At 66.0% G+C, this 18,119-nt stretch carries 20 protein-coding genes; 11 read left to right on the top strand and 9 right to left on the bottom strand.

Features of this window, described 5'->3' with window-relative positions; translation table 11 throughout:
• Positions 1-2: 2 nt before the first annotated feature.
• The 4 genes from QX124_RS13185 to QX124_RS13170 all read right to left on the bottom strand — a co-directional run bounded on the left by QX124_RS13185 (position 3) and on the right by QX124_RS13170 (position 2,356).
• The gene (locus tag QX124_RS13185) at positions 3-197 is read right to left on the bottom strand and encodes a hypothetical protein (protein ID WP_315797532.1); all 195 of its coding nucleotides are present in this window, start codon (positions 195-197) and stop codon (positions 3-5) included.
• Positions 198-244: 47 nt separating this feature from the next.
• Positions 245-631, bottom strand: coding sequence for an NUDIX hydrolase (locus tag QX124_RS13180; protein ID WP_315712048.1), 387 nt, complete (start codon positions 629-631; stop codon positions 245-247).
• A 149-nt stretch (positions 632-780) separates the two neighbouring features.
• The gene (locus tag QX124_RS13175; protein ID WP_315797371.1) at positions 781-1,656 is read right to left on the bottom strand and encodes a hypothetical protein; all 876 of its coding nucleotides are present in this window, start codon (positions 1,654-1,656) and stop codon (positions 781-783) included.
• A gap of 451 nt (positions 1,657-2,107) precedes the next feature.
• Positions 2,108-2,356, bottom strand: coding sequence for a hypothetical protein (locus tag QX124_RS13170; RefSeq protein ID WP_315755520.1), 249 nt, complete (start codon positions 2,354-2,356; stop codon positions 2,108-2,110).
• A gap of 307 nt (positions 2,357-2,663) precedes the next feature.
• On the opposite strand from QX124_RS13170, the gene QX124_RS13165 reads away from it, so the two are divergent.
• Positions 2,664-3,017, top strand: coding sequence for a DUF6481 family protein (locus tag QX124_RS13165; RefSeq protein WP_315737878.1), 354 nt, complete (start codon positions 2,664-2,666; stop codon positions 3,015-3,017).
• Positions 3,018-3,136: 119 nt separating this feature from the next.
• On the opposite strand, the gene QX124_RS13160 is transcribed toward QX124_RS13165, so the two are convergent.
• Positions 3,137-3,376 (bottom strand): pentapeptide MXKDX repeat protein, encoded by a 240-nt coding sequence (locus QX124_RS13160; protein WP_315797370.1) that lies wholly within the window; start codon positions 3,374-3,376, stop codon positions 3,137-3,139.
• 364 nt (positions 3,377-3,740) lie between these two features.
• On the opposite strand from QX124_RS13160, the gene dctP reads away from it, so the two are divergent.
• Genes dctP through QX124_RS13145 form a run of 3 tightly spaced genes read left to right on the top strand, consistent with a single transcriptional unit; the run spans position 3,741 to position 6,667 of the window.
• On the top strand, positions 3,741-4,763 hold the full coding sequence (gene dctP, locus QX124_RS13155) for a TRAP transporter substrate-binding protein DctP (protein WP_315785311.1): 1,023 nt from the start codon (positions 3,741-3,743) through the stop codon (positions 4,761-4,763).
• 3 nt (positions 4,764-4,766) lie between these two features.
• Positions 4,767-5,312, top strand: a complete 546-nt coding sequence (locus QX124_RS13150; protein ID WP_315737875.1) for a TRAP transporter small permease — start codon at positions 4,767-4,769, stop codon at positions 5,310-5,312.
• Complete coding sequence (locus tag QX124_RS13145) at positions 5,309-6,667, top strand: TRAP transporter large permease (RefSeq protein WP_315755523.1); 1,359 nt, start codon at positions 5,309-5,311, stop codon at positions 6,665-6,667. The genes QX124_RS13150 and QX124_RS13145 overlap by 4 nt, the downstream gene beginning before the upstream one ends.
• Before the next feature lie 59 nt (positions 6,668-6,726).
• Here QX124_RS13145 and QX124_RS13140 read toward each other — a convergent pair whose 3' ends face one another.
• The 3 genes from QX124_RS13140 to QX124_RS13130 are packed head-to-tail and all read right to left on the bottom strand — an operon-like array spanning position 6,727 to position 11,281.
• The gene (locus QX124_RS13140; RefSeq protein WP_315797369.1) at positions 6,727-7,641 is read right to left on the bottom strand and encodes a hydroxymethylglutaryl-CoA lyase; all 915 of its coding nucleotides are present in this window, start codon (positions 7,639-7,641) and stop codon (positions 6,727-6,729) included.
• Positions 7,642-7,664: 23 nt separating this feature from the next.
• Positions 7,665-9,671 carry an acetyl/propionyl/methylcrotonyl-CoA carboxylase subunit alpha gene (locus QX124_RS13135; protein ID WP_315797368.1) on the bottom strand — a complete coding sequence of 669 codons (2,007 nt, stop codon included), beginning with the start codon at positions 9,669-9,671 and terminating at the stop codon, positions 7,665-7,667.
• Positions 9,672-9,673: 2 nt separating this feature from the next.
• On the bottom strand, positions 9,674-11,281 hold the full coding sequence (locus QX124_RS13130) for a carboxyl transferase domain-containing protein (RefSeq protein WP_315772143.1): 1,608 nt from the start codon (positions 11,279-11,281) through the stop codon (positions 9,674-9,676).
• A gap of 328 nt (positions 11,282-11,609) precedes the next feature.
• Here QX124_RS13130 and QX124_RS13125 point away from each other — a divergent pair, with 328 nt between their 5' ends.
• Positions 11,610-12,254, top strand: a complete 645-nt coding sequence (locus QX124_RS13125; RefSeq protein ID WP_315797367.1) for a TetR/AcrR family transcriptional regulator — start codon at positions 11,610-11,612, stop codon at positions 12,252-12,254.
• A 13-nt stretch (positions 12,255-12,267) separates the two neighbouring features.
• A complete protein-coding gene (locus QX124_RS13120) occupies positions 12,268-12,753 on the top strand; it encodes an Lrp/AsnC family transcriptional regulator (protein WP_315737869.1) in 486 nt (161 codons plus the stop codon).
• Positions 12,754-12,769: 16 nt separating this feature from the next.
• Here the strand turns inward: QX124_RS13120 and QX124_RS13115 are convergent, their stop codons facing one another.
• Positions 12,770-13,075, bottom strand: a complete 306-nt coding sequence (locus tag QX124_RS13115) for an ETC complex I subunit (protein WP_315737868.1) — start codon at positions 13,073-13,075, stop codon at positions 12,770-12,772.
• A 222-nt stretch (positions 13,076-13,297) separates the two neighbouring features.
• Between QX124_RS13115 and QX124_RS13110 the strand changes: the two genes are divergently transcribed.
• From QX124_RS13110 to QX124_RS13090, 5 genes are all read left to right on the top strand, one after another.
• Complete coding sequence (locus QX124_RS13110; RefSeq protein WP_315755528.1) at positions 13,298-14,440, top strand: OpgC domain-containing protein; 1,143 nt, start codon at positions 13,298-13,300, stop codon at positions 14,438-14,440.
• 173 nt (positions 14,441-14,613) lie between these two features.
• The gene (locus QX124_RS13105; protein WP_315772149.1) at positions 14,614-15,018 is read left to right on the top strand and encodes a translational machinery protein; all 405 of its coding nucleotides are present in this window, start codon (positions 14,614-14,616) and stop codon (positions 15,016-15,018) included.
• Positions 15,019-15,060: 42 nt separating this feature from the next.
• The gene (locus tag QX124_RS13100; RefSeq protein WP_315797366.1) at positions 15,061-16,140 is read left to right on the top strand and encodes an efflux RND transporter periplasmic adaptor subunit; all 1,080 of its coding nucleotides are present in this window, start codon (positions 15,061-15,063) and stop codon (positions 16,138-16,140) included.
• Complete coding sequence (locus QX124_RS13095; RefSeq protein WP_315772152.1) at positions 16,137-17,372, top strand: ABC transporter permease; 1,236 nt, start codon at positions 16,137-16,139, stop codon at positions 17,370-17,372. Before QX124_RS13100 ends, QX124_RS13095 begins: the two co-directional genes overlap by 4 nt.
• Complete coding sequence (locus tag QX124_RS13090) at positions 17,369-18,061, top strand: ABC transporter ATP-binding protein (RefSeq protein WP_315797365.1); 693 nt, start codon at positions 17,369-17,371, stop codon at positions 18,059-18,061. Before QX124_RS13095 ends, QX124_RS13090 begins: the two co-directional genes overlap by 4 nt.
• The last annotated feature ends 58 nt before the right edge of the window (positions 18,062-18,119 follow it).

Genomic DNA, 18,119 nt, shown 5'->3' with positions numbered 1-18,119 from the left:
CATCAGTCCGACTTGGCGGCGGCCTCCCGCGCCAGACGCTCGGCCCTGAGCCGCTCGCGGTTGGCGTAAAAGGCCCGCTGGGCCGCCTCGTGATCGCGCATGGCTTGCTCGGCATCAGCCCTGCGGGTGGCGTCACGCGCCCGACGCTCTTCCGGCGTGAGGACGCGAGGCTGTCTGTCTGTGCTATCGTAAGGCATGGGCAGATAACGCCCAAGCGGCCGGGATGTTCCCAGCATACGATGGTTCAGTCCGACTTTCGTGGAAACAGCTGGTCGCGGATGTAGCGCGACGTCGGCGTCAGGCTGAGTCCGTAGGGCTTCTGCCACACCGCGCGGTCGATCTCCTTCTTGTCTCCGATCTCCAGGCGCCCTTTGGCATGCTTGGCGATGAAGATGGCGTCGCTCATCTTGCGGCCCGACCGCTTATTCTTGGCGGTGACTTCCTTCCACAGCCGCAGGCGGCCGAGCTTGAGCTTCGGAAGCTCCTCCTTGATCTCGCGCTTCAGGCAATCCTTCGCCGTTTCCTGCGCGCGTTTGCGGCCGCCCGGAAACATCCAGCGTCCGTCGGCCCGGCGTCGGACCAGGAGAACCCTTCCGCCCTTGGCGGCAACCAGCTTGGACGCCTTGGTCATGGCCCCGAAGCTCTCACCTCTCGAACAATGAAGTGGAGTCTATCAAGATTCGCTCCCACTCCTGCTCCGGAGCTTTGCGGAGATTCGGCCAGGACCCGCGCGTCCGCCGAGCAGGCTCAACCGCAGCGCTCCGCCCCGTCAGCAGTGGCTCAGTAGCAGGAGCGCGGATCGACCGCGACATACTCTCCCGACGGATAGCGATAGTAGCAATTGCCCTGCGACAGATAATAGCCCGGTCGCGCCGCAGCCGTTGCGCCGGCGATAGCGCCGGTGGCACCACCGAGCACGGCGCCCGCCGCGGCACCGCCCGCCTTGCCGGTGAGGATGCCGCCGAGCACCCCGCCGATGATCGCGCCCCCGAGCGCGCTGGCGCCCGGATCGACTTCGGCCGGAGGCGGCGGCGCCGGTTCGTAGGCGACCGGCGGGGGCGCCTCGTAGGCCGCCGACGGTGCATAGACCACATCGTCAGCATAGTCCTCCGACACGTAGGTCGGCGGCCCTTCCATGGGCTCGGGATAATAGTACCAGACGCCACCGACGTCCCACCACCAGCCCGGACGGCCGTTGTGAACCTCGTGCCGCCAGCGGCCACCTTCCCAGCCGATCCGGCCGCGATAAGGCTGCCCACCATAGTCGCGCACGGCGACCCTGCCGTGCGCATAACGCGCATCCGGTCCCGGCCCGATCGCCGCCGGACCCGGGCCTGCGGCGTAGCCATGGCTGGCTCCCGGCGGACGTCCCTGGGGGGCAACGGCAGCCCGCGGCGGTGCGGCCGGCTGTGCTCCCTGCGGCTGGCCGGCCATGGGGCCGGCTTGCCGCGGAATCGGGACATGGGGCTGGCCGCCCGGTTGCCCACCCTGGGCTGGCGCTTGGCGGATGACACCCGGCGAGCGGGCCTGGGGCGAATGCCCGGCGCCAGGACCAGCCTGGTCCTGGGTTTGCGCCCCGGCTTGGGCGGGGATCGCGACCGCGGTCAGGATTGCGATCGCGGGCAGCCACCGTGTGCTCTGGTTGGACAACGTCATTCTCCCCTACCCCTTTGATCGCCCGCCGTCTGCGTTGGTTGCCGCACAGGGCGGGGTGCGATGCGGACTGATGACTCCGGCTCGCCGGCTTCCGCGTGTACGGTCCGGACACACCATAATTTGCGCGACAAACGGGTAAAATCCCGACTATTTTGCGGCCAAGTCAGCCTGCCGCGTCAGGTTAACCGAGACGCACGCTGATTCGCCGCTCCGATCGTGCAACCTCGCTTGCGCGGTCTTGCCGGTCCGGTTCGAGCTGATCGGCGGTCACCGGTCGGGCACGATCACGTTGCAGTTGGTTCGTCCCGACATCAGACAATCCTGCATCCGGCTTGCGGAGGTCAGGCTGCGGGCCAACCACAAGCCGAAGGCCACCACGACCGCCGCGAACACGAGTCCCGCCACGGCGCCGCGTCGCCCGTTATCCGGCCCCTGCGTACTCATCGGTGCCCTAGGCGGCCCGCAGGCCAGCGGCCTCACCGTGCGGTTGCTGCTGCTGCTGGCGCGATGCCGGCGAGATCGACTCGATCCGCGTGCAGCTCGTCACCCAGAACAGCTGCCCGCATTCCCATTCGGAACCCAGCACACCGGCCGAAACGGGCCTCGGGCGGGCGAGGACCGCGGTCATCACGCATGCGCTGACCACGAGAGCGACGAGCGCGAGGCCGAGCGCCATGCGCCCACGGCGAACAGAGGTCATGCCGGTCAACTCCGTTGGATGTCGCACCCGGGCGGTGCGCTGGTGCCGCGAGGCGTGAAGCGACTCACAGCCCGCCGACCTGCGTCAGCGACGGGGCTGCTTACATAGCCTCCGGCGAACGCCATGCAAGCGCCGGGCAGGTCGGATGTGGAGGAGCGGCGATAAAGCATTTGTCATCGACGCATGCGATCCTATACACACGGGCTCGCGTCGGCCTCCGCTCGTGTTCACGACATCGTGGAAGAATTGCCTGGCGGCGCGTGCAGCCCCTGACCGAACACCCAACTAGCGAAGTGACGACGTCTCCATGAGAGGATTCAAGGAACCTGGATTTGCCGATCGGCAGAAGGCCGCACAGCAGGCCCGCCAGAGCATCGTGCAGAAGTTCAAATCGCAGCCGGGACCGGACGATCCCGAAGTCGTGAAGCGACGGCAGGAGCGCGAAGCCGCCGCCGCCCGCCGCGAGCAGCAGCGATTGGAGCGCGAGGCCGCCAAGGCCGAGCAGAAGCGTCTCGAGGAAGAGGCCAAGGCCGCCGAGAGTGCCCGGCTTGCGCGCGAGGCGGAAGAACAAGCCGCCCGCCTGGCCGAGATGGAAGCCGAGCAGAAGGCGAAGCGCGATGCGCGCTATGCCGCGCGCAAGGCCCGTGGAAAGAAGAAGTAAGCAGCGACGCTGCCACCACGAGACCTGCGTGTCGTCGCAGCCGGCATCGCTGCGATTCCTCATTCATCGGCGATGGGACTGATACGGTCGTCCCATCGCACGATGACGTGCGAGACGCGTCAGTTCTTCTTCATCATGCCGTCGTCCTTCTTCATCCCGTCCTTGGACATGGCATCGTCCTTCTTCATGGCGTCCTTCGCCATCGAGTCCTTCTTCATGCCGTCGTGGGACATCGCGCCCTTTTTCATCCCATCGTCCTTGCTCATCTTGTCCTCCGCGAATGCCGTCGGCGCGACGGCCACGTTGAACGCGAGTGCGGCAGCGGAGATTCCGAGGATGAGGCGGCTACGATTGGTCATGATGATCGCTCCTTCGTATGACGGGTTCGACGGCGACGGACGCGCCGTTCTTGGACATCGACGTTCCGATGAAGGCGATTGTTACGAGCGCGGACGAGAATCATTGTTCGATCAAATTTGACTCGAATGCGCCCTCTTCTGGAATCAACGACACAATTTTGCCCGGCAAAGCCATGTTAGTACAACCCGCGCAAGGGATTCACAGGCCGGCACGTGCGCCGCAGCATTATGTCGCTTCCCATGCATTTGGCCTCGAACGAACTGTCTAGTTCGGCTAGAGGTAAGTCCGGCAAATTGGCTGGTATAAGTCACGCCAACGAACCGGGGTCGGGAACCCAACCAAAAGTTGTCCAGGGGAAATCTCATGCTATCACGCCGTCATGTCATCGCATCCGCGCTCGCTGCGCCGGCCATTCTGCGTTTTGGAACCGGTACGGCCCACGCGGCAACGACGCTGAAGATCTCCCACCAGTTTCCCGGCGGCACCATCGACAAGGGCGATTTCCGCGACCGGCTCTGCCGGGTGTTCTCGGAGGAGGTTGCGAAGCGCTCCGGCGGCGAGATCGCGACCGAGATCTATCCGAACTCCTCGCTGATCAAGACCGTCGCGCAGTTCTCGGCCATGCGGAAGGGCGCGCTCGACATCAGCCTCTATCCGATGCCCTATGCCGGCGGCGAAGTTCCCGAGACCAACATCGCGCTGATGCCCGGGCTCGTTACGACCTACGACCAGGGCATGCGCTGGAAGAACGAGCCGGTCGGCAAGACGCTGAGCGATTTCCTGGCCGACAAGGGCATCATCCTGCTGACCTGGGTCTGGCAGGCGGGCGGGGTCGCCAGCCGATCGCGGCCGCTGGTGACACCCGACGATGCCAAGGGCATGAAGGTGCGCGGCGGCTCGCGCGAGATGGACATGGTGCTGCAGACGGCCGGCGCCTCGGTGCTGTCGGTTCCATCGAACGAAATCTACACCGCGATGCAGACCGGTGCCTGCGATGCCGGCATCACCTCGTCGACCAGCCTGATCTCGTTCCGCCTGGAAGAGGTGTCGAAGGCCCTCACCTCCGGAGCCAAGGCGTCGTACTGGTTCATGCTCGAGCCGCTGATGATGTCCAAGGCCTCGTTCGACAAGCTGCCGAAGAACCAGCAGGACATCCTCCTCGCGGTTGGCGCTGAGATGGAGGCGTTCGGGCGCAAGGGCGCGCAGGACGACGACATCGAAGTTGCAAAAGTCTACGAAAAGGCGGGCGCCAAGGTTGTGGAACTCGATGTCGGGACCGTCAACAAATGGCGCGACATTGCCCGTGACACGGCCTGGAAGGACTATGGCGGCAAGTCTGCGAACTGCGCCAAGCTCCTCAAGCTCGCCTCCGACGTCGCGGCCTGATTGATGCACGCGCCCGTTATCGATACCGAGGCCACGACAGCCATCGGCGCCAGCGGACCGCTGGCGCCGCTCCAGCGTGTTGTCTCGCTACTCAATCGCATCATCGTCGTTCTGGCCGCGTTTGCACTGGTCGCGGCCTGCGTCATCCTGAGCTACAGCGTGGCGGGCCGTGCACTGTTCAAGGCCGCCAACTACTGGCAGGACGAAGCCGCCGTATTCTTGCTCGTCGGCGCCACCTTCATGACTGCGGCCTATGTGCAGGAGCATCGCGGCCACGTCAGCATCGAAGCCTTCGTTGGGTTGATGTCTCCGCTCGCCAACAAGATCAGGCTCTGGCTGGTCGACGTCGCGAGCTTCTTGTTTTGTGCCTTCTTCACCTGGAAATCCTGGACCCTGACACACGAGGCCTGGGTCGATGGCCAGGTCTCGAATTCGATGTGGTCGCCGCCGCTGGCGATTCCTTACGGCCTGATGGCCGCCGGGATGACCCTGCTGTGCCTGCAGATGCTGCTGCAGATCGTGGCCCCGCTGACCGGAGCGCGTCGATGAGCGTGTTCGGAATTGGGGTTGCCTACGGACTCTCGACCCTGTTTGCGATGTTCGCGGGCATGCCGATCGCGTTCGCGCTCGGCGCCGTCGCCGTCGTATTCATGGCCATCTACATGCCGGCCGCGTCGCTCGATACCGTCACGCAGAACGTCTACGAGGAGATGGCGTCGATCACGCTGCTGTCGATCCCGCTGTTCATCCTCAAGGGTGCCGCGATCGGCCGTTCCCGCGCCGGACAGGATCTCTATTCTGCTCTGCATGCCTGGCTGCATCGCGTGCCCGGCGGATTGGGCGTCGCCAACGTGTTCGCCTGCGCGCTGTTCGCGGCAATGGCGGGATCGTCACCCGCGACCTGCTCGGCGATCGGCTCGGCCGGCATTCCCGAGATGCGCAAGCGCGGCTATTCCGGCGGCTTCGCAGCCGGCATCATCGCCGCCGGCGGCACGCTCGGCATCCTGCTGCCGCCGTCGATCACGATGATCCTGTTCGCGATCGCCGCGGAGAAATCGCTGGGACGGCTGTTCCTGGCCGGCATCGGCCCCGGATTGCTGCTGGTCACGCTGTTCGGCGTCTATGCCGTCGTGCGCTTCCGCCAGGAATACGCGCGCGCAAAAACGGTCTATGAGAAGTCGGGCACCTGGTCGGACATCCTGATCAAGGACGAATACACGATGGCGCAGCGCTTCTCCGTGCTGCCCCGCGTGATCCCGTTCGTGCTGCTGCTGACCGGCGTCATGGTTGCGCTCTATGGCGGGCTGGCCACGCCGTCGGAGACGGCAGGTCTCGGCGGCATCCTGGCGCTGGTGCTGATTGCGATCATCTACCGGGTCTGGAGCCCGACCGACCTCGCGCCGATCATGAAGGCGACGCTGCGCGAGTCGACCATGCTGATGCTGATCATCGGCATGTCGCTCTTGTACTCCTACGTGATGAGCTACCTGCACATCTCGCAGTCGGTGGCGGAATACATCGTCGCGATGCATCTGCCGCGCTGGGAGCTGCTCGCCGCGATCCTGCTGATGGTGGTCGTGCTCGGCTTCTTCCTGCCGCCGGTGTCGATCATCCTGATGACGGCGCCGATCATCCTGCCGCCGCTGCGCGCGGCGAACTTCGACATCATCTGGTTCGGCGTGGTGATGACGATCGTCATGGAGATGGGCCTGATCCATCCGCCGGTGGGTCTCAACATCTTCGTCATCAGAAACGTCGCGCCGGACATCCCGCTGCGGGAGGTGATCTGGGGCACGCTGCCGTTCGTGCTGCTGATGATGGCCGCCGTGCTGCTGCTCTGCTTCGTGCCGCAGATCTCGACGGCGCTGCCGGATCTCGTGATGGGGCCGGATCTGAGCCGCTGACGCGGCGGCGAATGGCGAATGGGGAGTGGCGAATAGGGGATATAGCGAATGGGCCTTCCCTATTCGCCATTCGCTACTCGCCTCATCTTCGCATTCAGTGCCGCTGCAACACGGCTGACCGGTGGCCGGCCGAGCAGCCGGCTGATTTCGTTGGTGGCGGCCAGCAGTTTCGTCATGTCGACGCCGGTGCGGATGCCCATGCCTTCGAGCATGTAGACGACGTCCTCGGTCGCGACGTTGCCGGTCGCGCCCGGCGCGAATGGGCAGCCGCCGAGGCCGCCGGCCGCGGCATCGATGACGCGGACGCCCTCCTCCATGCCCGCATAGAGATTGGCCAGCGCCTGGCCGTAGGTGTCGTGGAAATGCATCGCCAGATGCGTCACCGGCACGTCGTCGCAGACAGCGCGCAGCATCTGCCTGGCCTTGAGCGGCGTGCCGACGCCGATCGTATCGCCCAGCGATATCTCGTAGCAGCCGAGGTCCCACAGCGCCTTGGCGACATTGGCGACGGCCTGCGGCCTGATCTCGCCTTCATAGGGGCAACCCAGCGCGCAGGAGACGTAGCCGCGCACCCGGATGCCGTCGGCCTTGGCGTGGGCGATCACCGGCTTGAAGCGCTCCAGCGACTCTTCGATCGAGCAATTGATGTTGGCGCGGGAGAAGCTCTCGGAGGCCGCGGTGAAGACCGAGATCACCTTGGCGCCCGCGGCGCGCGCCGCCTCATAGCCCTTCACGTTCGGCACCAGCACGTGGAATTCGCCGGGCAACGCGGCGACGCTGCGCATCACCTCGTCCGATCCCACCATCTGCGGGATTGCCTTGGGCGAGACGAAGGCGCCGACCTCGACCATGGTCAGCCCTGCGTCCACCAGCGCACGGACAAAGGCGATGCGATCGGCCACGCTGATCGGCATCTTCTCGTTCTGCAGGCCGTCCCGCGGGCCCATTTCGATGATGCGCACGCTTTCGCTCATGCCGACCTCTTCGGGTTCGAGGATCAGGCGGACGGTTCGAGGTCCGCCAGTTCGACGCCTTCCTGCACGATGTCGCCGACCTTGCACTTGATCGCCTTGAGCCGGCCTGCGAACGGCGCCCGCAGGGTCTGCTCCATCTTCATGACTTCGAGCGTCAGGATCGCCGCGCCCTTCTCCAGGACCGCACCTTCCTGCGCGAGCAGCGCCACCACGGTCCCCGGCAACGGCGCCACGATCTTGTCCTCGCCGGCCTGCTCCTCGTCGTCACCGCCGAACGGATCGATCCAATGCAGATCGAAACGGCCGTTGCGGGTTCGCAGGTACAGCTCGTGGCCCTCGATGACGGCCACCACATGGGATTTGACGCCGTCGCGCACAAGGTCGAAGCCGCCGTCGTCGGTCGGAGTGACCGAGAACGAGCTCTCGCGGCCCTCGATCGACAGGCGCTGCACGCCCGGACCATAGGCCAGCGTCACCGTCCGCGACTCCGCTCCGGCGCCCTGGCGGAACGAGAACATGCGCTGCCGCAGTCCCACCGGCATCCAACCGGATGCGCGCCACGGCGATCCCTGCTCCTTCACGGCCACGGTCTGCTCGTCGATGAGAATGGCCGCGACGGCGGCACAGAGCTCGACGTCGCCGGCCACCGCCCCTGACTGGGTCAGATGCGTCAGATGGCGCTCGATGAAACCGGTGTCGATCGCGTTCGCCACGACGTCGGGATGCGTCAGCAGCGCCGACAGGAACGGGATGTTGCTGACGATGCCGCGGACGTCGGTGTCCTCCAGGCCGCGGTTGAGCCGCTCGATCGCGACCTCGCGGGTCGGCGCCCAGGCAATCATCTTGGCGAGCATCGCGTCGTAATAGGGCGAGACCGCATCGCCCTCGCGATAGCCGGCATCGATGCGCAGGCCGCCGGTTTCAGCAGGAAGCCGCCAGGTCTTGATCGTGCCGACTGAGGGCATGAAGTTCTTGGCGGGATTTTCCGCGTAGACGCGGGCCTCAATGGCATGACCATGCAACCGGATCTGGTCCTGCGTCAGCGGCAGCTCTTCGCCGAAGGCGACGCGCAACTGCCATTCGACGAGATCGACGCCGGTGATCAACTCGGTGACGGGATGCTCGACCTGCAGGCGTGTATTCATCTCGATGAAGAACACGTCGCGGCCGTCGGAGACGAACTCGATGGTGCCGGCGCCGACATAGTTCACCGCGCCCGCCGCGCGCCTCGCCGCCGCGCAAACCGTCTCCCGCTGCTCCGGCGTCAGCGTCGGCGACGGCGCCTCCTCGACCACCTTCTGGTGCCGACGCTGCAAGGTGCATTCGCGCTCGAACAGCGACACCAGATTGCCGTGGCTGTCGCCGATGATCTGCACCTCGATGTGGCGCGGGTTCTGGACGAATTTCTCGATCAGCACACGGTCGTCGCCAAACGCCGCCTTGGCCTCGCGCTTGGCGCTGGTGACGGCATCAGCGAGATCGCCGGCTGCATTGACCACGCGCATGCCGCGGCCGCCGCCACCGGCGGAGGCCTTGATCAGAACGGGAAAGCCGATCCGCGCGGCTTCATTGGCGAGCGTCGCCTCGTCCTGCGCCTCGCCGTGATAGCCGGGCACCAGCGGCACGCCGGCCTGCTCCATCAGGAATTTGGAGCCGGACTTGGAGCCCATCGCGGTGATCATCGCGGCCGTCGGCCCGACGAACACCAGGCCCGCGTCGAGACAGGTCTGCGCGAATTCGGCGCTCTCGGACAGGAAGCCATAGCCGGGATGAACCGCCTCGGCGCCTGTCTGCCTTGCAGCCTCGATCAAGCGCTCGATGTTGAGATAGGAATCGCGAGCACGCGCGGGGCCGAGCAGCACGGCTTCGTCGGCGAGAGCGACATGCAGCGCGTTGCGGTCGGCCTCCGAATAGACAGCGACGGTCTTCAATCCCATCGCGCGTGCGGTGCGGATGACGCGCACGGCGATCTCGCCGCGGTTGGCGATCAGGAGCTTGCGGAAACGGCGATACAATCCGGGACGAACCATGATCACATCCTGAACAGGCCGAACCTGGTCGGCTCGACCGGGGCATTGGCGGCGGCAGACAATCCGAGGCCAAGCACGAGGCGGGTATCGGCGGGATCGATCACGCCGTCGTCCCACAGCCGCGCCGTCGCGTAGTAGGGATTGCCCTGGGCCTCGTATTGCGCACGGATGGGGCTACGGAATTTCTCTTCCTCCTCCGTGGGCCAGCTCTCGCCCTTGGCCTCGATGCCATCGCGGCGGACCTGGCTCAGCACCATCGCGGCCTGCTCGCCGCCCATCACCGAGATGCGCGCGTTCGGCCACATCCAGAGGAAACGCGGCGCATAGGCGCGGCCGCACATGCCGTAATTGCCGGCGCCGTAGGAGCCGCCGATCACCACGGTGAACTTGGGAACCGACGCGGTCGCGACCGCCGTCACCAGCTTGGCGCCGTCGCGTGCGATGCCCCCGGCCTCGTATTTCTTGCCGACCATGAAGCCGGTGATGTTCTGCAGGAACACCAGCGGGATGTTGCGCTGGCAGCACAGCTCGATGAAGTGCGCCCCCTTCAGCGAGCTCTCGCTGAACAGGATGCCGTTGTTGGCGATGATGCCGACCGGATGGCCCCAGATATGCGCGAAGCCGCACACCAGCGTCTGGCCGTAGAGCTTCTTGAACTCGTCGAACTCCGAGCCGTCGACCACCCGCGCGATGATGTCGCGCACGTCGAACGGCTTGCGGCCGTCGACCGGCACGACGCCGTAGATCTCTTCCGCCGCATAGCGCGGCTCGCGCACCTCGCGCATGTTCAGCGCGCTGCGTGCGCCCGGCGGCTTCAGCGTGCCGACGATGCGCCGCGCGATGCCGATCGCGTGCGCGTCGTTCTGCGCATAGTGATCGGTCACGCCCGACTGCCGCGAATGCACGTCGGCGCCGCCGAGCTCCTCGGCGCTGACCACCTCGCCGGTTGCCGCCTTCACAAGCGGCGGGCCGCCCAGAAAAATTGTGCCCTGGTTGCGCACGATGATGCTCTCGTCCGACATCGCCGGCACATAGGCGCCGCCCGCCGTGCACGAGCCCATCACGATCGCGATCTGCGGAATGCCGGCCGCCGACATCTGCGCCTGGTTGTAGAAGATGCGGCCGAAATGCCGCTCGTCGGGGAAGATCTCATCCTGCAGCGGCAGGAACGCGCCACCCGAGTCGACCATGTAGACGCAGGGCAGATTGTTCTGCCGGGCGATGTCCTGGGCACGCAGATGCTTCTTCACCGTCATCGGGTAGTAGGTGCCGCCCTTGATGGTGGCGTCGTTGGCGACGACGACGCATTCGCGGCCGGCAATGCGGCCGATGCCGGTGACGATGCTGGCCGAGTGGACGTCGCCGCCATAGAGCCCATGTGCGGCCAATGGCGACAGTTCGAGGAACGCCGTTCCGGGGTCGAGCAGCAGGTCGACGCGCTGGCGCGCCAGCATCTTGCCGCGCGACAGGTGCCGGTTGCGTGAGGCTTCGCCGCCGCCCTCGGCGACCTGCGCCAGCTTCATCCTGAGGTCGGTGACCAGCGCGCGCATGGCGTCGGCATTACGGGCGAAATCGGAGGACGATGGATCGATCGTGGAATGAAGCATCATGACCGGCGTCTTCGTTGCGAGGCTGGAGGGGGAAGCCGTGGGAGCACGCGTCAGAGCGGTCGCGGCCGTCCAGGCCGCTGCGAGCCCGGGTGTACCATCTTTGCCCGCATGCTGTCCTCCCTGCCCGCCGGCGGCCCGGTTTGCGGCCATCCGTCCTTCTCGAATTAAACGATCATACGTTTTTAAATTCTATTCTCAAGCGGATTGTTGTAGGGTCCGGGGCGGGCAGCATTTGCTTGAGACCACGGAATTTTCAGACTTCACTACGGGACCCCCTACCGTGGCGGATCCGCCGCTATCGGCACCGGGACGGTCCAGCGAGGACGAGATGGCGCGCACGATCGGGTCACATGGTCCGACGACGATGGAGGCGATCCGCAAGGCCGGCCTGCGGCTGATCTTCCAGCATGGCTATGAGGCCATGAGCCTGCGCCAGCTCGCCGCCGAGGTCGGCATCCAGCCAGGCTCGCTCTATAATCACATCAGCACCAAACAGGAGCTGCTGGCGGAGCTGATCCAGGACCACATCAACGACCTCCTGCGCGAGCTCGAACAGGCGCTGCGCGACACCCAGGGTCCGGTCGAACGTCTCAGGGCGTTCGTCGCCTTCCACGTCGGCTATCACATGACCCGAAAGCGCGAGGTCTTCATCGCCAACTCGGAGCTGCGCAGTCTCGAGCCCCGCAACTATGAGGCGGTGGTAGCGCTGCGCGGCGCCTATGAGCGCCGGCTGGCCGACATCCTCAGCGACGGTGTGGCGCAAGGCGTGTTCGACGTCGACGACATCCAGGTCGCGACCTTTGCCATCATCGCGCTCTTGACCGGGCTGTGCAGCTGGTACCGTCCGGGCGGCCGGCTCAGCAAGGAGACGATCATCGCGGCCCATGAGAAGCTCGTCCTCTCCGGCGTCATGCCGCGCACCGCCGGGCCTGCGCAGGCCGGCGGCGGCCGGCCTGATCACCCGACCGGCTGAACGGGCCGCGCCGATGGCTGGCAGCCCGGAGCTCGACGCGATCGATCGCAGGATCCTGGCGGAGCTCCAGGCCGACGGCCGGATCCGCATCAACGAGCTCGCCGGCCGGGTGGGGATCTCGCATCCGAACTGCCTGCGCCGCGTGCGGACGCTGCGCAATAGCGGCGTGATCAAGTCCATCCGCGCCAGCATCGACGAGCGGTCGCTGGGCTATGAGGTCGTAGCGTTCGTGTCGATTCAGCTCGACAGCCAGCACCAGACGGCGCTGGAGGCGTTCGAGGCCGCGATCGTGCCGTTGCCCTGGGTCCAGCAATGCTGGCGGCTGTCGGGAGATGCGGATTTTCTGCTGAAATGCGTGTCGACCGGGGTCGAAGGCATGAGCCGCCAGCTCCGCCAGTTCGCTGCCCTGCCCGGCGTCCGGGCCATCAGGAGCTTCCCGGTGCTTGGCCTGTCCAAGGACGCGCCGCTGCCCATCCCCGGCGGGCTGCTGAACGGATGATGGCCGTGTCGGCCCCTCAATGCGTCCAGGGCTCGCCGCGGCGGAACGAGAAATTGTCGGCATAGGCGATCTGCCGCTTCACCGGCTCCTTCGGCTCGATCACCTCATAGGGAATGCCCTTGCGTTCGCAATAGGCGATCGCCTCGTCCTTGGTGTCGAAGCGCAAGGTGACCTGCTGCTTCATGTCCGAGGACGACGTCCAGCCCATCAGCGGCTCGACCGAACGCGGCTGCTCCGGCTCATAATCCAACTGCCAGTCCCGGGTCTTGGCCTTGCCCGATTGCATCGCGTTCTTGGCGGGCTTGAAAATGCGTGCGGTCATGGCTGGTAGAGCCCCTGGAAGCTGCGGTCGTCATGCGTTTGGCGGAAACGGCCGGGATGGGTTACAGGCAAGCTTCAGCACGGAACGGTGATTCCCATCCTGGACATGACCGTTTATCGTGCTCCGTATAGTCATTCTGCCGTCCCGTGACAATCTCGGTCGACTGCCACGGCGCCTCTGCCCCCCGACGTTTTCCATTCAAAACAGTGCGTTGAAGCGGCCATGAAAATCAATGCCACGCTGCCCGAGCGAGGGCGCGACCTTCGGCTCGATCTGTTTCGCGGAATCGCCAACTGGGCGATCTTTCTCGATCACATCCCCGACAATGTGGTGAACTGGATCACCACGCGGAATTACGGCTTCAGCGACGCCGCCGACCTGTTCGTCTTCATCTCCGGCTATACCGCCTCGTTCGTCTATGCGCGCATGATGATCGACCGCGGCTTCATCGTCGGCGCCACCCGGCTGTTCAAGCGGGTGTGGCAGCTCTACGTCGCCCACATCGTGCTGTTCGTGATCTATATTGTGGCCATCAGCTATCTGGCGACGCGCTTCGGCGTCTCCGAGATCATCGACGAGTTCAACGTCGCAGGCCTCGTCGACCACGCCAGCGATACGCTGGCCCAGGGGCTGATCCTGAAGTTCAAGCCGGTCAATCTCGACGTGCTGCCGCTCTACATCGTGCTGATGGGCTTCTTCCCGCCGGTGCTGTGGATGATGCTGCGCCAGCCCGACCTGACCATGATCGCCTCGATCGTGCTCTGGCTCCTGGCGCGGCAGATGGGCTGGAATTTTGCGGCCTACCCGGCCGGCACCTGGTACTTCAATCCGTATTGCTGGCAGGTGCTGTTCGTGTTCGGCTCATGGTGCGCGCTCGGCGGCGCCCGCCGCTCGATGGGCATCATCATGGCGCCGGCCACGCTCTATTTCTGCATCGCCTATATGGTGCTCGCACTGGTCATGACGATGGCCGGCCGCTTCCCTGAGCTCGGATCGATGTTTCCGAACTGGCTCTATTCGGCCTTCAATCCCAACGACAAGACCAATCTCGCGCCGTACCGCTTCCTGCATTTCGTGGTGATCGTCATTTTGGTCATCCGTTTCGTGCCGAAGGAATGGCCGGGCCTGGAGTGGAAGGCGCTCGATCCCCTCGTCGTCTGCGGCCAACAGTCGCTGGCGGTGTTCTGCGTCGGCGTATTCCTGTCCTTCATCGGCCACTTCACCCTGATGCTGAGCTCAGGTTCGCTGCTGGCGCAGATCCTCGTCAGCGCGGCGGGCATCGCGATCATGACCACCGTGGCCTACTACATCTCCTGGTCGAAGCGGCAGGACAAGCCGCTGCCGAAGCCGCCTGCGCCGAAGTAAACCCCGCACATCAGGGGCGCGGGGGTGGTCCGCGCGTCCGTTGACCTGCATCAAGCCGGCCACTATCGGGCTCGCTAAGGTTTGCATCACAAGGGGTGCCGCCTTCCGCGGTGCGCGTTCCCTGGCGAACGCACAAGGCCGCCACGCGGCAATTTGCTGACAAGGACCAGAACATGCCGACTCATTTCCATGCCGTCGTGTGGCTCGATCACAGCGAGGCCAAGGTGTTCCATATCGGACTGACCGGTGCCGACGAGCTGACGCTGCATCCACACCTGCAGACCAAGCATCTGCACCACAAGGCCAACGAGATCGGCAGCGGCCACGCGGCGCCCGACAAGAATTTCCTAGAGGAGGTCGCGCACGCGCTCGATGACGCCGGCGAGATCCTGATCATCGGTCCGGCCAGCGCCAAGACCGAGCTTGCCAAGTACCTGCACGAGAAGCATCCTGCGGTTGGAAAGCGCATCGTCGGCGTCGAGGTTGCCGATCACCCGACCGATCGCCAGATCGTCGCCTATGCCAAACAGCACTTCAAGATGGCTCCGCCCCGCGTGGCGACTGGCACTGCGGGCTAAGTATAGCCTTTCTCCCGTCGCAGGGTCCGTTCGATCATGGACATGCTGACGCCGGACCCATCCAACGCCATTGCTGCCACGCCGGCCGTCGATCGCGGCCGGCGTCGTTTTCCGTGGCGCGGCCTGCTCTCGATCATCCTGCTGTTCGGCGCACTGGCTGGGTTTGCCGTATGGTGGATGCGTGGACCGCTCATCGCGACCGCCCGCATCACTCGCGGCACGGCGGCCGAGATCGTCTATGCAACCGGCGCGGTGGAGCCGGAGACGTGGTCGCGGAGCACGCCGCTGGTTCGCGGCCGCATCGTCGAGCGCTGCCGCTGCGAGGGCAAGCTGGTCAAGGCCGGCGACGTGCTGGCGCGGCTCGACGACAAGGAGGCGCTGGCCACCTTGAACGATCTGCGCGCACAGGAGGAATTCCAGCGCCTCGAATTCGAGCGGCAGACGCAGCTACTGGCGCGCGGCGCGGCCACCTCGCAAGCGTACCAGCGCTCCGAAAGCGATCTCGCCCGCATCCGCGCCCAGATCGCGGCCCAGACCCAGCGCCTCGACTACTTCAAGCTGGTGGCGCCGATGGACGGCGTCGTCCTCAAGGAGGACGGCGAGGTCGGCGACATGGTCGATCCCGGCACCATCCTCTACCGCGTCGGCCTGGAGAAGCCGCTCTGGGTCGTCGCCGACGTCAACGAAGAGGACATCCCCCGTGTCCAGGTCGGCCAGCAGGCGCTGCTGCGCGCCGATGCGTTCGGCAACCAGGCGCTGCCCGGGACGGTGAAGCAGATCACGCCGGCGGGCGATCCCGTGGCGAAGACGTTCCGCGTGCGGATCGGCTTGCCCGACAACACGCCGCTGCGCGTCGGCATGAGCGTCGAGGCCAACATCGTCAGCCGCGAGACGGCCGACACGCTGCTCGCGCCGGCCAATGCCGTCGTCAACAACAGCCTCATGGTGATCGAAGGCGGCCGTGTGCATCGGCGCGCGGTGCGGATCGGCATCCGCGGCTCCGCGGCGGTCGAGATCCTCGACGGCGCCCGCGAAGGCGAGCTGGTCGCGGCGCCCGCGACCGCCGACATCAAGGACGGCGAGCGGATCCGCGTGATCGAGCCCGAGACGTCCGCGCCATGAGCCTCGTCCTGACCATCGCCTGGACCCATGTGCGCCATCGCGCCCGGCAGACGCTGGTCGCGATCGCCGGCGTCATGACCGGGGTGGCGTTTTCGGTGATGATGGCGGCGATGATGGAGGGCTCCCAGGACGACTTCATCCGCACGCTGGTCGACGCGCTGCCGCACATTTCGATCACCGACGAGCTGCGCCAGCCGACCCGCCAGCCGGCCGACCTGGTCTATGCGGCGGCCGAATTCCACCGGTTGACCCCGAACGTCCGCCGCCCCGGCATCAAGAACCCGATGGCCACCATTGCCTCGCTGCAGGGCTGGGTGCCGGGCGCGCTGACGGCGTCGGTGCAGTCAAAGGCCGTGCTGCGCTTCGCCGGCCGCAACCTGACGGTCGCGATCATCGGCATCGATCCGCGCACGGAGGGCCAAGTCTCGACGCTGCCGAGCCACATGCGGCAGGGCAATCTCAATTCGCTGTACCGGTCCTCGCACGCGATCCTGCTCGGCGACCGGCTCGCGGCCAAGATCGGCGCGCGGGTGAACTCCAACATCACGCTCGCCTCGGCCCAGGGCATCAGCATGAACGCGACCGTAGTCGGCACCTTCCATTCCGGCTTCCGCGGCACCGACGAGACCACCGGCTACGTGCTGCTGCGCACCGCGCAGATCCTGGAGCGCCAGACCGGGATCATCAACGAGATCCGCGTCCGCACCAACGATCCGATGCAGGCGCGCCTGATCAGCGAGCGCATCGGCGAGCAGACCGGCTACAAGGCGGTCTCCTGGCAGGAGGCGCAGGAGGATCTGCTGGCGGCGATCACGCTGCGCAACGTGCTGATGTACACCATCGTCGGCGCCATCCTGCTGGTCGCGAGCTTCGGCACCTACAACATCATCTCGACCATCACCCACGAGAAGACCCGCGACATCGCCATCCTCAAGTCGCTCGGCTTCCGCGACCGCACGGTCCGCACCATCTTCATCGTCGAGGCGCTGTTCATCGGCCTCACCGGTGCCGCCCTCGGCTGGGCGCTCGGCTACCTGCTTACCCGCGGGCTCGCCTCGCTCGAGTTCAAGACGCCGTTTTCCGACTACAATCATCTGCCCGTGCTGTATTCGCTGAAGCACTATCTGCTCGCGGGCGCGGTCGCGCTGATCTCCAGCGCCGTCGCCGGCTACTTTCCGGCCCGCGCCGCAGCGCGGTTGCATCCGGTCGACATCATCCGGGGCGCGACGTGAGCCCGCCCCTGATCGAGGCGCGGCAAGTGACGAAGGTGCTGCCCGGCGAGGTGCCGGTGACGCTGGTGGCCGACATCGATCTCGTGATCCGTCCGCGCGAGCTCATCGCCATCACCGGACCGTCGGGCTCGGGAAAATCCTCCCTGCTCTACCTGCTTGGCCTGCTCGACCTGCCGAGCCGGGGCGACGTGCTGATCGACGGCCGCTCGACGACGGGCATGAACGAGGATGAGCGCGCCGAGGTGCGACTGTCGCGGCTCGGCTTCGTCTTCCAGTTTCATTTCCTGCTGCCGGAATTCTCGATCACCGAGAACGTCGCGCTGCCGATGCGCGCGCTGGCCCGGCTGTCGCCGCGCGCCGTCACCCAGCGCGCCGAGGAGCTGCTGGCGTCGCTCGGCCTCGCCGATCATCTGCGCAAGACGCCGGACAAATTGTCCGGCGGCCAGCGTCAGCGCGTTGCGGTGGCGCGCGCGCTCGCCAACGATCCGCCGGTGATCCTCGCCGATGAGCCGACCGGCAGCCTCGACACCGCCGCGACCGCGCAGGTGTTCGGCATCCTGCGCGATCTCGTCACGCTGCGCGGCAAGACCGTCGTCGCGGTCACGCACGATCTCAACCTCGCCGCTCAGATGCAACGGCGCGTGCACATCATCGACGGCCGGCTGGCGCAGGACGAGCTGGCGCGCTGATCCGCCCGCCGCGACCTCGGCACGGCCGACGCGCGAACCGCCTCCTGCGCCTGATTTG

The sequence above is a fragment of the Bradyrhizobium sp. SZCCHNRI3043 genome (genome assembly GCF_032377735.1).
In the GTDB taxonomy this organism is placed as follows: domain Bacteria; phylum Pseudomonadota; class Alphaproteobacteria; order Rhizobiales; family Xanthobacteraceae; genus Bradyrhizobium.
This window is presented reverse-complemented; position numbering and strand designations above follow the sequence as displayed.